A 16,055-nucleotide genomic window follows, 5' to 3' on the forward strand; every position below is an offset into this window, starting at 1 on the left:
TCATAGTAACGATGAACATCCAGCGTAACAATGAGAACGGTTCATAGTAACGATGAACATCCAGCGTAACAATGAGAACGGTTCATAGTAACGATGAACATCCAGCGTCACAATGAGAACGGTTCATAGTAACGAAGGACATCTTGCGTAACAATGAGAGCAGTTCATAGTAACGATGAACATCCAGCGTAACAATGAGCAAGCCTCATTGTTACTTAGATATAAATCCTCCACAAAAAGTCATAATATCAGTCATAATCACTCCTAAAATAAAAAAACACAAAAGTTTATCACACAGATTAAACCTTGTCATATCAGTATATCCGGACTCAAATTTAGACTTAATTTTCAGACAAATAAAATTTAGTCCTTGCATTTATATTTTTAAGTTGTTAGTATTAAAATCAATTCGAAAGAAGAGTAGTAACATATATCGATTTCAAAGCGAGCCGGTGGGGGTGTGAACCGGTACTTCATATATGCGAATGGACTTCTTTATTAAACAATTTAATTAATATAACTTTTAATGAGTGGACCGGCTTTACCCGGTCAATATAGGTGGCACCGCGGCTCTCCGTCCTTAATATATTTTTATATTAAGCATGGGGAGTTTTTTATTTCATTAATTTAATAACAGCAATTGGATTGAGTAGCAGCAGTTTTACGTTTCACAGAGAGCCGGATTTGGTGGGAGCCGGCAGCGTGTTCTGCAGTGAATTGGGTTCCGGTTTTTATTATTGCTCGGGTAATGCCGTTACGCATTTGAGTGAAGCTTAGTATTCGACAGAGGTGGTACCGCGGTAAACATCGTCCTCCATGACAATTTTGTCATGGAGGATTTTTAATTTTAAGGAGGAATATATTATGACATTAAATATCACAACAGTAACTGAAACGGTAATGATAAAAGTAAAAGAAGGCACTGATTTATCTTATAAAGAAATGTACGAATTCTTTAAGGAAGTATTAAACGGTAAAGTGACGGATGACGAACTGCGGGATTTCATAGTTGCTTTAAGTGATAAAGGTGAAACAGTCGATGAAATTACAGCAATTGCCGAAGTGCTGAAGTCATATGCAAAAGATATTCCGAACGTAAACGATAAAGTAATGGACAACTGCGGAACAGGCGGAGATCGTTCACAGAGCTTTAATATCTCAACAACATCAGCATTCGTACTTGCAAGCTGCGGTGTAACAGTTGCAAAGCACGGCAACAAGAGTGTGACGAGCAGGACGGGCAGCTCGGATGTACTGCAGGCGCTTGGAGTGAACTTAAATTTTGAGGCTGACAGAGTGGCACACGAACTGAACGAATCAAACATTACATTTTTAAGCGCACCGCATGTACACCCTAAAATGGGACAGATCATGAGAGTGAGACAGACACTGAAACATCCGACGGTATTCAATTATATCGGACCGTGCATCAGCCCGCTGAACCTTGATTATCAGTTCCTTGGTATATATGATCGCAGAAAACTCCTGACAATCACACAGGTGCTGAAACGTCTGGGACGTGAGAACGCGGTAGTAATGAACGGTGCAGGACATATGGATGAAGCAACACTCCTTGGAGACAATCATCTGGTATTTTTACGCGGCGGAGAAATTGAAGAAGTGGTTATCGACCCGACAGACTACGGCTTAACGCTGTGTGACAAAAGCGATATCGCAGGCGGCGACGGCGAGGAAAACAAAGCAATACTTGAAGCGGTGCTGAAAGGCACGGCAACAAGAGCGCAGCTTGAAACAGTACTGCTGAACGCAGGCATCGGGCTGTTTGTGGCAGACAAAGCAAAATCAATCAGCGCAGGCATTCAGGCAGCAAGAGAAGCAGTCGAATCAGGTAAAGCTTATGCCAAGCTGCAGGAAGTAATCCGCAATAATGAGGAGGCAGAAAAATGACAATACTGGATGATATCGTTGAAGTTAAAAAACAGGAACTGCTGGAATACCCGGAAAAAATCGAATTAATTACAAGAGAAAAACCGCTGGACTTTACGGGCAGCCTTAAACGTGAAAACGGCATCGCTCTGATTAGTGAAGTAAAACGCGCCTCACCGTCTCAGGGCGACATCAATGCAGTCATGGACCCCCTCGAACAGGCAAAGTCATACGTAAGAGGCGGAGCAGATGCCATCAGTGTATTGACGGATAAACAGTTCTTTAAAGGCAGCTTTGATGATTTGGAACGTGTGTCCGCGGCAGTCGATGTCCCGGTGCTGAACAAAGATTTTATAATAGATAGACGCCAGATTAACAGAGCATATAACCACGGCGCAGATATTGTTTTACTAATCGTTACGATACTCGATGATGAATCACTCGGGGACTTATATGATTACGCCTCGTCACTTGATTTAAATATTATCGTTGAAGTTCACGACGAAGTTGAATTAAAACGTGCTTTAAAAATTTCACCCGAAATTATCGGCATTAACAACAGGAACTTAAAAACGTTCACTGTCGATATCGGCAACACAGAACGCCTGCTTGAAAAATACGGCACGGATGATATTCAATTCATCGCCGAAAGCGGCATTCATAACGGAGAAGACGCACAGCGCATGAAGCTCGCGGGCGCGTCGGGCATGCTTGTGGGAGAATCATTAATGAGAGCTGACAGCATCGAAGAAAAGATTCAGGAGCTGAAAGCAGGTAAAGTGTATGAAAGTTAAAATCTGCGGTATTAAAACATGTGAAGAAGCGCAGCTCGCAGCAAAAGCGCAGCCGGATTTTATCGGTGTAGTACTTGCACCAAGCAAACGTCAGATCAGTCTTGAAACGGTTAAAGAGATTACCGGCAGCCTTAAAGGGACAGGCATTAAAGTAGTCGGTGTATACGTTAATCCGACGAAAGCAGAGGTGGATGCCGGACTAAATGAAGCGGGGCTCGATTATATACAGTTTCACGGGGATGAAGATAAAGATTTTGTTGAACAATACCGGGAGCGCGCTATTAAAGCATTCCCGTCGAATTCGGAACTGTCATATGAGGAACGTTTTGATTTCGGTGCCGATTATATACTGATCGACAGCCCGAGAGAAAAATATTACGGCGGCAGCGGCGTAACGTTCAACTGGTCGGAACTCCCCCTGGAGACAATTGATAAATCAAGACTTGCGCTCGCCGGGGGATTGAATCCTGACAATGTAGGCAGAGCGGCAGAAACAGTAGCGCCGGCATTAATCGATGTATCCAGCGGTGTTGAAACTGACGGAGAAAAAGATCCGGAAAAGATCGCAGCATTTATAAAAAATATCAGAGGTGGACACAATGACTGAAACATATAAATATCCGAGTGCAGAAGGCAAGTTCGGTGAATTCGGCGGCACTTACGTTGCTGAATCATTAATTAATACGCTTGAAGAATTAAAAGTGTCATACAAAGAGGCACAGCAGGATCCCGGGTTCCAAAAAGAATTTGATTATTTAATGAGAGAGTATGTCGGACGGGAAAATCCGTTATTTTATGCACAGCGTTTAACTGAAAAACTTGGCGGTGCAAAAATATATTTAAAACGTGAAGATTTAAACCATACCGGTGCTCATAAAATTAACAATGCTGTCGGTCAGGGTCTGTTAACTAAATACATGGGGAAAACGAAGATAATTGCTGAAACAGGTGCCGGCCAGCACGGAGTAGCAACAGCAACAATCGCAGCACTTCTCGGGCTTGAATGTAAAATTTTTATGGGTGCAAAAGATGCTGCCCGTCAGGAATTGAATGTTTTTCGTATGGAGCTGCTCGGTGCAGAAGTTGTTAAAGTCGAGCAGGGAACTGCAACGCTGAAAGATGCAGTAAATGAAACGATGAGGTACTGGGTCCAGCATATGGAAGATACGCATTACGTGCTCGGTTCAGTTTTAGGACCGCATCCGTTCCCGCAAATCGTGCGGGACTTCCAGAGCATTATTTCTAAAGAGGCAAAAGCACAGATTCTAAAAAAAGAAGGGCGTCTGCCGGATAAAGTGGTTGCATGCATCGGCGGAGGAAGTAATGCTATGGGTATGTTCTATAACTTTATTGAAGATAAAGATGTTGAGCTGATCGGTGTTGAAGCAGCAGGAAGCGGTATCGACAGCGGCAAAGTAGCAGCTGCGATCAACCGGGGTTCTGTTGGTATTGCACACGGCGCTAAAATGCATATGCTGCAGGACGAAAGCGGCCAGCTGCAGGGCACGCACTCTATCTCTGCGGGGCTGGATTACCCGGGAATCGGACCGGAACACAGCTTCCTGTTCAAGACGAAACGTGCAAGTTACGAATATGCAACAGACGAAGAAGCACTGAATGCATTCCAGGAACTGTCGAGAACAGAAGGAATTATACCCGCACTCGAAAGCTCTCATGCGATTGCACACGTTATGAAAATTGCACCGGAACTTCCAAAAGATGAAATCATTATTGTGTCACTGTCAGGAAGAGGCGACAAGGATGTTGAAATGGTGAAAGCAGAACTGGAGGCGAGAAAATGACTAAGACCCGTATAAGTGAAATGTTTAATAAACTGAAAGAGACGGACGACAAAGCATTTATCGCGTATATGATGGCCGGCGACGGCGGACTGGATAAACTGCCGTATCAGATCAAAACGCTCGAAGAAGCTGGAGTGGATCTGATTGAAATTGGGATTCCGTTCAGTGATCCTGCTGCAGACGGGCCTGTCATTCAGCGCGCGGGTATACGCGCACTGAATGAGCATGTGAGTCTGCGTGCAATTCTTAAAAAGCTGACTGAAATTAAAAGTGATATCAATGTACCGTATGTACTGATGACATATTATAATCCTGTATTTCATTACGGACTTGAAACATTCGCCGAAGATGCAGCGGCTGCCAATGTCAGCGGATTAATTGTGCCTGATGTTCCGCTTGAAGAGGAACCGGAACTAAAAAATGCACTTGCCGGTACCGGTCTTGCGATTATCCGTCTGGCAACATTGACGACGACAGACGAGCGTCTCGCGAATCTTGTCGACGGAGCAGAAGGGTTTATCTACGCAGTGACGGTCAACGGCGTTACAGGGAAGCGGACAGGATACAGTGAAGAAGTTTACGAAAATCTCGCACGTATTAAAGAGCAGAGTAATGTACCGGTATGTGCAGGATTCGGTATAACTTCAGCTGAAGCGGCGGAAACGCTCGGAGAACATTGCGACGGTGTAATCGTCGGTTCGCAGATTGTTGAAATGTTTCATCAGAAAGAGGAAAAAGATATTAAAAATCTGATTCCTAAAAAGCATGGCGAACGTGTTAAATAACGATAAATCGTCCCTACTCATGTTATAATAAATAAAAATAATTTGATATTCTATACTAAAAGACTATATTAAAAATATAGTCTTTTAGTATTTTATAATGAGGGGAAACACGTGAACGAATTTATCGAATTACTGACGACCGAACAGGGAATAGAAGCGCTCTTTCAAAAATTTGAGGATTTAGGTTTTATCGTAGGATTTCTGCTCGTGCTGCTCGAGGCATTTCTGCCTTTTTTACCGCTTGTAGTCATTGTTATTTTAAATATTAACTCATACGGAATTATTGTTGGATTTCTGGTAAGTTATGTTGCCGGCGTTGCAGGGAGCTATCTTGTGTTTCTGACAGTCAGGAATATATTCAGGGTCCCGGCCCAGAAGTACATAGACAAACATGAAAAGCTTCGGAGCATGCTGCAGTTTATCGATAAACGCGGCTTTACATTTTTGTTTATACTGTTGTCGCTGCCGTTTACACCATCATCGGTCGTCAACGTCATCACAGCTTTATCTAATATAAGAAGAGATGTATACTTATATATATTATTAGCGTCAAAATTTATTATGATATTATCGATGACACTCGTCGGTTATGACATAACTTCATTTTTTGACTCACCGGTAAAACTTATCATCTCATTGGTGTTTTTAGCAGTATTATACTTGCTTTCCAAATGGTATCAAAAGTATCTGGAAAGAAAAATGAATAAATAAGAGGTGTCATAATTGGCAAAAGAAATCCGAGAATGGGCAGTTGCGATATTGATTGCAATCGTTGTAATTGCCGTAATCAGAATGTTTCTCTTCGTTTCATTTTCAGTCGACGGGCTCAGTATGGATCCGACACTGGAAGACGGCGACAGAGTAGTCGTAAACAAATTTATATATGATCTTGGGGAAGTGGAACAGGATGATGTCATTGTCTTTGAATCGAACCAGGATTCAGCGTACGTTAAACGTGTTATCGGCGTACCGGGGGATACAGTGGAAATGGTCGATAAAACTGTTTACCTGAACGGCGAACCGCTGCAGGAAGACTACGTTGTTCATCAGGAGGAATCGTATATGGATAACTTCACATTAAGCGATCTCGGTGTTGAAGGCGATGTAATTCCACAAGGACAATATCTTGTTCTTGGAGACAATCGCCCAATCAGCCGTGACTCAAGGGATTTCGGTTTAATTACCGAGGATTCAATTATCGGCGAAGTACAGCTCAGATTCTGGCCGCTGAATGAAATCGCAATTGATTTTTAATTATAAATATTACTAAAAGGAGATATTAGGAAATCTAATATCTCCTTTATTCAAGTGGGGAGGCAAAAGTTATGGGAATTACTATATGGACCGGTACGAGCGGTACCGGAAAGACGAGCAGAATGTTTAACGAAATAGAAGAACTGACAAAGGATTCACCGCTCGGTTCGAATATATATATCGTTACACCGATGCAGAATACGCTGAGTTATGAGCAGCTTATCACCCAGCCTGAAAACGGCGAAGCAGGCGGCAGTATGCGTACGAGTGTATTCAGTTTCACACGTCTGATGTGGCATGTCTACAACGAGCTTGGACAGCCTGAAAAAGAATCGCTGTCTGAAGCGGGACATGTCATGTTTATGCATAATCTGATGAACGATATGAAGGAAGTGCTGAACTATTATCATACGAGCGGTGGATACATAAAATTTTCCGAGAAAGTTCTGGAACAGATTACCGAGTTCAGAGCATACAGCGTTAAGCCCGAACATTTAAATAATCTCCAGTTTGAACGCGGCAGAACGACTGAGAAATACGAAGATTTAAATAAAATTTACTCCATGTGGAGCGAACAGATTGCCGAATATAATATAGAAGATTTAAATATGATTCATAACTTTATCGATGATATTAACCGTGCGGAAAATATCCGAACGCTGCAGAATGCAACAATATATATCGACGGATTCCATAACTTTACCGAAAGTGAATTTGATTTAATCCATGCACTTGAGAGCAAAGTGGCGCAGATTAATCTGCTGTTGACTCACAGTAAGTCGGATGACAGTGGGCAGGCAGGGCGGGACATTATGCTGTTCAGAAAAACTGAAGCGGTAGTGACGCGCCTGCAGGAATTGTTCGGCGAACATTATGTGGAATTCCGTCATTTCGATGATGAGTTTCTGCGTGCAAAACGCACCGGACTGACGCAGCTTGAGAAATATATCACGACAGGTAAAAAAATGACGAACTACGACGGAATTACTATTACGGAGGCACCTTCGGTACAGGAAGAAGTCATTGAAGCAGCACGGAATATTGAGACACTCGTCCGTGAAAAAGGGGCCAGGTATTCTGATATCGGTATTTTATACCGTGATTCGAGTTACGAGGAACATATAAAAACGACGTTTAAACGATTTAATATTTCCTACCATATGGATGCAGAACATTTTATGCACTGCAACCCGTTTACGCAGCTGATTATCGCGCTGCTTGAATGCTATAAGAGCAGATTTCAGAGTTCGTCATTTTTGAACGTGCTGAAAACAGGATATTTAAACAGCGGAAATGACGATCAGCTGCTCGCTCATCTTGAGAATATTATTATTGAACGCGGCCTGACGGGTAATGAACTGTTCGATGATGAGCGTTTTGCGATTGAATATCGTCTGGACGCTGAAGGTATGATCGACCGTATTGATAATACAGAATCACTGCGTAAAATGATCGATTATAAAAACGATAAGCTCGGACAGTTGAAATCATTCTTTAACGCGCTGAATGCAGGCAAAACAGTGAAAGATTACGTTACAGCAATTTATAATTTTATCGTGGATAACGGAATCTTAATTAAACTTGAAGATGAAATTCACGAATTGGAAGAAACAGACGTCCGTCTCTGCAATGAGACAGAGCAGTCATACAATTTATTTATACGTCTTTTAGACGACAGCTATACAGTATTTAAAGATAAAGAGACGGATTTCTCACTCTTTTATGAGACATTTACAGACGGGTTGAAATCAGCAACATTCAATACGAGACCGGCAACGATTGACCAGGTGATTATCGGTCTGCTGGACCTGGCTAAAGTGGAAAATAAAAAGTATATATTCATTGTAGGAATGAACTATAACGTGATGCCGCAGGAATCACGCAGCACAACGATAGTGACAGACGAAGAAAAACTCGTTCTCGGTACAAGAGGCATTACACTGTCGCCAAGTGCACGGACGCTTGCACAGGATGAGCGATTTGTATTTTATCTCGGTGTAACACGTCCGACGGATGAGTTGTTTATCAGCTGGTCATCGACATTACAAAACAAAGAAGCGACTAAAATCAGTCCTTTTGTTGCGGAATTCCTGCCGGATGAAGGTGAAAACGTGCTGAATTATACGTACCGTAAAACAGCACATTATGAAGTGAATAATTCGATACGCCTGATTTCAAGCATCCGCAGTATGGAAGCTCTCGAACATTTTAAACTGCGTCAGCTGATGTCGACTGACAGGGCGTATCTTGAAGACTTAAGCACTGTGCCGCAGTACAGGCACTTTATAGCGGTCTATCAGCTGTTAAAAACAGGTGACAGGCAGGCGGTTATGAAACGCCTGACACGAAATCTGACATACGACAACAAAGCGCGTAAAGTCAGCAATGCGACAGCAGAAAAACTGTACGGTCCGGAAATGAAAGCCAGTGTGTCGAGGTTTCAGTCGTACTTTAACTGTAATTTCCAGCACTTTTCAAATTACGGCTTAAAACTGAATGTCAGACAGAACTACACGGTAAGATCGCTTGAAATCGGTAATCTGTACCATAATGCACTGGAGAAAGTGGCAGCGGATCTCAGCATGACATTGAATCACGATGCAGAAATTATTAAAAATGCTGTGAAGAATGCAGTCGAAACCGTACTGAGAACGATCAGCTACGGTATCTTTGAGCGCTCGGAGTATTATCTGTCACTGAAAGAAAAAGCAGTACAGGCAATTACGACGACACTGCTCTTTATGAAAGATATTGAAATGCTCGGCAACTATAAGATGACGCTGATTGAAGCGGTCTTCGGCAGGAAATCTGATGAACTCGGAGAACTGACACTTGAAAGCCCGAACGGCAAGAAAATTATTCTGCGCGGTAAAATAGACAGGGTAGATACCTATAAAAAAGACGATAAAGTTTACGTTAATATTATCGACTACAAATCGAGTGCGAGGGATTTAAGAAAGTCGGATGTGCTGAACGGTGTGGAGCTGCAGATTATTACGTATATGTACGTGCTGATGAACAAAGCAGAAACGTTGCTGGACGGTGAAATCATTCCGAACTCGATGCTGTTCTATCACGTTAACGAACCGAAAGTTAAAGCGGAGGATGCAGAGACAGCGTATAAAGAACGTCAGAATGCATTGAAGCCGAAAGGACTGTTTGTAGCGGACGGGACGACGTCTAATATTGACGGTAACAGAGGACTCGAGAATTTAATTAAGGAAACAGAAAATATCAATGAATATTTCCCGCTGAAAGAGAAAAAAGACGGCACGTTTGATAATCATTCGAAGAAACGTGTACTGTCGGAAGAAATGTTTGCTCATTATTCAGCATATGTAATGGAGAAATTTAAAACTGCAACAGATGAAATATATGACGGCAACACACTTGCCAATCCAATCGATACTAACGGCGGACTGCCGTGCCGGTTTTGTGATTTTAAAGCAGCCTGTCATATCGATAAATTAATAAATGCAGAAGACTACCGGACGAACAGAATTTCCGATGAAGATATAGAGGCTTTTGAAAGCGAGGTGCACGATGGTGAAATTTACTGAAGCACAGAGTATGGCAATCAATACGAAAGGCTCGGATATTTTAGTGTCCGCAGCAGCCGGATCGGGTAAAACAGCGGTACTCGTTGAGCGTATTAAACAGAATATAATTGACGGGAATTACTCTATCGATGAGGTATTTGTTTCGACGTTTACGAACAAAAGTGCCAAAGATATGAAGGATAAAATCGAACGTGCACTACGTCAGACTTACAATGAGACACCCAATCCGCGTCTGAATGAGGAAATTATTAAACTGAACGACGCACATATATCAACGCTGCACAGTTTCTGTTTATATTTAATCCAGACGCATTACAATGCAATCGGTCTGCCGCCTGACATGCGGACGCTTGGTCAGGTGGAAACAGAAATCCGTCTGCAGAAAAATATTACGAACATACTTGAAGACTTTTACATCGAAGCGGATGAGGACTTCTTAAAGCTCGATCAGTTTGTCACGAGCAACAAAGATAACAGTGAGCTTCATAAACTGGTGACGCAGCTGTATCATGTGGCAATTGCGACAAAGGAACCGCTGGAGTTTTTAAACAGCATGGTGGATCAGTATGTTACCGAAGAAAAGCTCGAAGAGATACTGGAAAGTTACCGGGCAGTGATCGGACGAAAGCTGAAAAAGCTCGACCGGGATCTGTATATTCTTAAAACGGAATACGACAATGCTGAACGCGATGAGGAATTAAAAGAGAAAGCAATCGATGATGCATATGAAAAACTGTCGGTCATGCACAAATATGTAGTGCAGGCGCTCGAATCATTCAGTACCGAAGGCAGCTTTAAACTGCCGGCGGCAAAACTGGTTACAGGTGCCAATGCATTTATAAAAGGGGCAGCAGCGTACGGCAATGATTTAAACGACCGCTACAATAAGCCGGCAAACGCACTGTTCCAGGAGCTCAGCAAAGTAAGGCAGTACACGCTTGAAGATGTAAAAAATGAACTTGCACCGCTGAACGGCATGAACAATCAGCTGATCAGCATCGCAAAAGAAGTGATCGCAGAGTACAGAAAAGATAAGCAGTCTGCAAACGAGATGGACTTCAACGACTACGAGCATTATGCACTTGATATTCTGACAGCCAACGATTCAGAAATCGCAGAGCGTTATAAAGAACAGTTCAAAGAAATTATGATTGATGAGTACCAGGATATTAACCGCGTGCAGGAAGCGATTATCCAGCTGTTGAAATCAGGTGAAGAAGACGACGGCAATCTGTTTATGGTAGGGGATGTAAAACAGTCCATTTACCGGTTCAGACAGGCGGCTCCCGATTTATTTATCGATAAAAGCGAACGCTTCAACAGCCCGGACAGCGGCAAGTTGATTCAGCTGAACAGGAACTTCCGTTCACGTGCTGAAATTCTCGATGCAACGAACTTAATCTTTGAAAATATAATGGATAAAAATCTCGGTGAAATTGAATACACCGATAAAGAAAAATTAATTAAAGGCGTTGAAGCGGCAGAACCTGAATCACCGGTAGAAGTACTGCCGGTAATTTACGATAAAAGCCTGAAATCTCTTGAAGCAGATGAACTTGAAATTAAACAGATTGTTAAACTGGTGCAGGAACTGTATAAAAAAGGTGCAGCGTATCAGGATATTGTGATTTTAAACCGCAACAGATTTGCACCGGACGTCATGCGTCATGAATTCCAGAAAGCAGACATTCCAATCAGTATCGATGTGAACAAAGGTTATTTTGAAACGTTTGAAATTTTAACGATGCGCAGTATTTTATCGCTGATAGACAATCCGCTGCAGGATGATCATCTGGCAGGTGTTATGAGACTGCCGATGTTCGGTTTCAGTGAAGAGGAAATCGCGCAGATCAGAATTTCATCGGAAGAGAAATATTTATATGAAGCACTGATTGAATACAGCGGTGACGAACAGATATTAAGAAAAATAGAAGAGTTCACCGGAACATTTAAAGAACTGAAGCTGCATGCTAAATATTTAAGTGTGCCTGAATTAATAGCAGAAATATTTTTCGAACTGAACATACTGGAGTTCTTCAGCGGACTGCCGGGCGGTTCAGCAAGACGTGCAAACCTGAACGGGCTTATCGACAGAGCGCTTGAATTCCAGTCGATGAATAATACAAGTCTGTATCAGTTCATCAGCTATATTGATTTCCTGATTGCAGAAGGAAAGGATTTCGGTGAGGAAGGTTCGCTTGAAAACACTGACGATGCAGTACGGGTTATGACGATTCACAGCTCCAAAGGACTGGAGTTTAAACATGTGATTTATGCTGATCTGAAACAGAACTTCACGCTGACGAAAGTTTCGCGTGTATACGTCCATCCGAAACTCGGTATTGTGTTCAATACCTTTAATGATGAATTGAATTATCATTACGACAGTATTCACGGCATTACTGCCAATAATTTTCTGAATATCGAGCAGCTGAGCGAGGAACTGCGCCTGATATACGTTGCACTGACACGTGCAGAAGAGAAATTGTACCTGCCGCTTATGTTTAAAGGCGAAGAAGAATATAAATATGATTTCAGCCGTATGGAAAAACCGTCATTTGAAACGCGTGCCGAGCTGAGATCTGCAATGGACTTCCTGGCACCTGTACTGATGCAGTCAAATGTGCCGTATATTGAAGTTAAAGAAACAAAAGTATCTGACGGGGAAGAAACTGAACGGACCGGGTACGCGTCTCTTACGGATATCGATGCACTGAATGCTGATATTATTCCCGAAGTCCGTGAACGATTATTTTACACTTATCCGAACATGGATGATTCTGAAGTCACAACGAAAGAATCTGTGACATCCATAAAACGGCGCAATGAAACGATTCCGGACGGCGCCTTGTATGTCAGTCATACGAGCGAAGTGAACCTGCGTGAACCGAACTTTCTCGGAGACTCGCTTGAAGCACCGTTATTCGGGACAATTATGCACGAAATGATGATGCATATTATGCACCAGTGGCAGACGCTCAGCGTGATGGATGATACCGCGAGAGCAGCTTATATCGACACGTTAATTGATAACTACAGTGAGAACCATGAGCTGCTGAGCAGCACTCACATTAAGAAAATGAAAGAGAATGCAGTACGCTTCTTCAATGATCAGACGATGAATGAATTGTTGAATACTCAGCAGGGTATTCATACAGAGCTGCCGTTTATAATGAGCCAGGAAGCAATCGGCTATGCAGAGCATCCTGAACAGATTGTGCAGGGAATTATCGACTGTCTCTTAGAATATGAAGACCGTTATATTATTATTGACTACAAGACGGACCGTGTAAAAGGTACGAATTTAACAATTGAAAACCTGGCTGAACGCTACAGCACGCAGATGGATATCTATACGAAATCTGCGGAGGTTTCACTTGGAAAACCAGTAACGGCCGTGCTTTACTTTTTTGATTATGGGGCGATTCCAGTTGAATGATTCAAACAGACAAATTTATTTTATCGGCGGAATAGCGCTGAGTTTACTATTTATATACAGCGGGCTGTATTTTATGATGCCGCTGAACGAAATTAATCCGTTCGAATATTTCTTCGGACGCGACCTGAATGTATATAATATCGTTGATATTATAACGGGCGGATCCGTGCTGCCGCTCATCAGTATTATTACGGGCTGGCTGCTCAGCCAGTACGGCTTTAAAGGCAGAAAGCATTTAGCTAAAGTGCTTGTCACCGTACTTGTGATACTGACTTTAAACACAGTGCTTATTTACGGCTTTGATATGATGCCTTACGTTATTCTGACTGCATTTGCCGGCTTGTTCTTTGTCGGGCGCCACTGGATTATTACACTGGCGGCATCGCTGACATTGTTCGCTCTGCATTTAATGTTTAATGTAGTGCTCGAAATTATTACAGGGCTGAATTCGAACATTCAGCATATGTACTCGGGAATTCAGCGTGTGAATGAATTTACCAGTACGTTCAGAAGTACTGATTATCTGTCTATGGTGAATATGAACGTTGATATACTGACAGGTTCAGGAGTGGATTCACTGTACAATGTGGTATTTATTATTCTGCCGTCAATACTGCTCGGTATCGCACTAAAAGAGTTGAATTTTACAGGATTTATTAAAGACAGTCCTTTTATCAGTGCAGGAATTATTATGATGCTGCTTGGTGGCGGGATTGCGGTGAAACTGCTGCAGGTGCTGTCGCTCGGTACAACTGCCGGAGAAACGCTTGGAGAAGGATTCGGCGGTCCCGTAACGGCAATCGGCTACTTTATGCTGCTGGCATACATTGCAGACAGTATTCCAAAACCGGTGTTTAATGTATTTTACAATTTGGGGAGATACGGATTAACTTCATATATTATATTCAATATTTTTATGATGTTTATCTTCTATGGTTTCGGTCTGGCATTGTACGGACAAATATCCATACAGATGCTTATTCTGATTGTTGGGGCTCTTTATATATTGCTTATTATTCTCGCAAATCTGCTGGCACGATATAATGTTTCGTCATTGGAACAGATTTTTCAGACAAATAAGAAAATGAAACGGGAATAATTAAATAATGTTTGTTATACTGAATGAAAGAAAACAAAGGAGATTGTCCAATGAAATTTTTAACTTTTGAGTATCAAGATAAGAAACACTATGGTGTCAAAGTAAAACGTGAAGACAGTGCCTGGATTATTCCGCTTTTATTCCAGGATTTCAGTGATGTTAAGGATTATCCGAGAACATTACTTGAAGGTATTACTGAATACCACACATTGGATTTTCAGGAGCTGGTCAGAAAACTTGTTGAAAGTGCTGAAGCATCTGACGATGCTGATAAGTACAAAGCACCATTTGAAGAAATTAATATATTAGCACCGGTTAAACCGCCAAATAATACTATCGGTTTCGGCCGTAACTTTAAAGCTCATACTGAAGAGATGAACAGCGAAGTTGAAATGTATGTATTCACTAAGGCGAACTCGAGTCTTGTCGGTGATGAAGATACAATTTCTGATTTCAGCGAACTGACTGAGCAGCTGGACTATGAAGGGGAACTCGGTATTGTTATCGGGAAAGAAGCAAAAAACATAGACAGCTCAATGGCATTTGACTACATTTACGGTTACACAATCGTGAACGATATATCAGCGAGAGAATTGCAGAAATCACACAAACAGGCATTCTTATCAAAGAGTCTTGCAACACCTATGGGACCTTACATCGTTACTAAAGATGAGATTCCAAACCCTCAGAATACAACAATTGTGACTAAAGTTAACGATGAAATCCGCCAGGACGGAAGCACATCATTAATGGTCAGAAAAATTGATGAAATGGTGGCAGAACTGTCTAAGTACATTACTTTAGAGCCGGGTGACGTTATCGCAACAGGTACACCTGCAGGTGTGGGTGCCGGAATGGATCCGACAGGATTCCTGAAATCGGGCGACACAGTCCGTATTTCAATTGACGGAATTGGAACATTAACGACACACATTGAGTAAAGATAACATGATATAATACTACAGGAATCATTATGTAGAGGGGGAATCATATTATGTTACATTTACACTTAACGGCTATTATTGTTGCAGTCATTTTGTTTATCGCTGTATACGGCATGTACAAAAAGAACAACACTGCTGAAAACAAACCGGCATTTATTATGCATATGGTGTTAAGAGTGTTTTATCTGCTTGTACTGTTCAGCGGAATTATGGTTTACGTCGGCAATATGGAAGGAATCAGCAACGCCGGATCACACATGCAGTATGGTATTAAAGCACTGCTTGGTATTCTTTCAATTGGATTTATGGAAATGGCGATTGTAAGACTTAAGAAAAACTCTGCAACAGCAAATGTCCTTATGGTTGTTTGTGTTATTGCAATCATTGCTACAGTTATTATGGGTGCTATGCTGCCGCTTGGCATGCTCAGCTTCTAAACTGTATACTGAGTGGAAAACCGGTCTGTTACATTTTAACAGACCGGTTTTTTA

General features: G+C 42.0%; 12 protein-coding genes. All 12 read left to right on the plus strand.

Translation table 11 applies throughout. The features are described 5' to 3' along the window. The first annotated feature begins 864 nt into the window (after positions 1-864). The 12 genes from trpD (at position 865) to HNR41_RS01590 (ending at position 16,001) form a co-directional block, all read left to right on the plus strand. Complete coding sequence (gene trpD, locus HNR41_RS01535) at positions 865-1,908, plus strand: anthranilate phosphoribosyltransferase (protein WP_184281045.1); 1,044 nt, start codon at positions 865-867, stop codon at positions 1,906-1,908. Beyond that, complete coding sequence (trpC, locus tag HNR41_RS01540) at positions 1,905-2,681, plus strand: indole-3-glycerol phosphate synthase TrpC (RefSeq protein WP_184281046.1); 777 nt, start codon at positions 1,905-1,907, stop codon at positions 2,679-2,681. The genes trpD and trpC overlap by 4 nt, the downstream gene beginning before the upstream one ends. After that, complete coding sequence (locus HNR41_RS01545; RefSeq protein WP_184281048.1) at positions 2,671-3,288, plus strand: phosphoribosylanthranilate isomerase; 618 nt, start codon at positions 2,671-2,673, stop codon at positions 3,286-3,288. Before trpC ends, HNR41_RS01545 begins: the two co-directional genes overlap by 11 nt. Next, positions 3,281-4,483 (plus strand): tryptophan synthase subunit beta, encoded by a 1,203-nt coding sequence (trpB, locus tag HNR41_RS01550; protein ID WP_184281049.1) that lies wholly within the window; start codon positions 3,281-3,283, stop codon positions 4,481-4,483. The genes HNR41_RS01545 and trpB overlap by 8 nt, the downstream gene beginning before the upstream one ends. Continuing rightward, positions 4,480-5,268 (plus strand): tryptophan synthase subunit alpha, encoded by a 789-nt coding sequence (gene trpA, locus HNR41_RS01555; RefSeq protein ID WP_184281051.1) that lies wholly within the window; start codon positions 4,480-4,482, stop codon positions 5,266-5,268. The genes trpB and trpA overlap by 4 nt, the downstream gene beginning before the upstream one ends. 111 nt (positions 5,269-5,379) lie before the next feature. After that, complete coding sequence (locus HNR41_RS01560) at positions 5,380-5,979, plus strand: TVP38/TMEM64 family protein (protein WP_184281054.1); 600 nt, start codon at positions 5,380-5,382, stop codon at positions 5,977-5,979. Between the two features lie 12 nt (positions 5,980-5,991). Further along, the gene (lepB, locus tag HNR41_RS01565) at positions 5,992-6,522 is read left to right on the plus strand and encodes a signal peptidase I (RefSeq protein WP_184281056.1); all 531 of its coding nucleotides are present in this window, start codon (positions 5,992-5,994) and stop codon (positions 6,520-6,522) included. A 71-nt stretch (positions 6,523-6,593) separates the two neighbouring features. Then, positions 6,594-10,082, plus strand: coding sequence for a PD-(D/E)XK nuclease family protein (locus HNR41_RS01570; RefSeq protein WP_184281058.1), 3,489 nt, complete (start codon positions 6,594-6,596; stop codon positions 10,080-10,082). Then, entirely contained in the window at positions 10,066-13,521 is a 3,456-nt protein-coding gene (gene addA / locus HNR41_RS01575) for a helicase-exonuclease AddAB subunit AddA (protein WP_184281060.1), read from the plus strand. Before HNR41_RS01570 ends, addA begins: the two co-directional genes overlap by 17 nt. After that, on the plus strand, positions 13,514-14,620 hold the full coding sequence (locus tag HNR41_RS01580) for a DUF418 domain-containing protein (RefSeq protein ID WP_184281062.1): 1,107 nt from the start codon (positions 13,514-13,516) through the stop codon (positions 14,618-14,620). The genes addA and HNR41_RS01580 overlap by 8 nt, the downstream gene beginning before the upstream one ends. Positions 14,621-14,670: 50 nt before the next feature. Beyond that, positions 14,671-15,561, plus strand: coding sequence for a fumarylacetoacetate hydrolase family protein (locus HNR41_RS01585; RefSeq protein WP_184281064.1), 891 nt, complete (start codon positions 14,671-14,673; stop codon positions 15,559-15,561). A gap of 53 nt (positions 15,562-15,614) precedes the next feature. Next, positions 15,615-16,001: a YisL family protein gene (locus HNR41_RS01590; protein ID WP_184281066.1), complete on the plus strand. Its 387-nt coding sequence runs from the start codon at positions 15,615-15,617 to the stop codon at positions 15,999-16,001. Positions 16,002-16,055 lie beyond the last annotated feature (54 nt).

Origin of the sequence: Jeotgalicoccus coquinae (assembly GCF_014207425.1) — a bacterium.
GTDB classification, from domain to species: Bacteria; Bacillota; Bacilli; order Staphylococcales; family Salinicoccaceae; genus Jeotgalicoccus; species Jeotgalicoccus coquinae.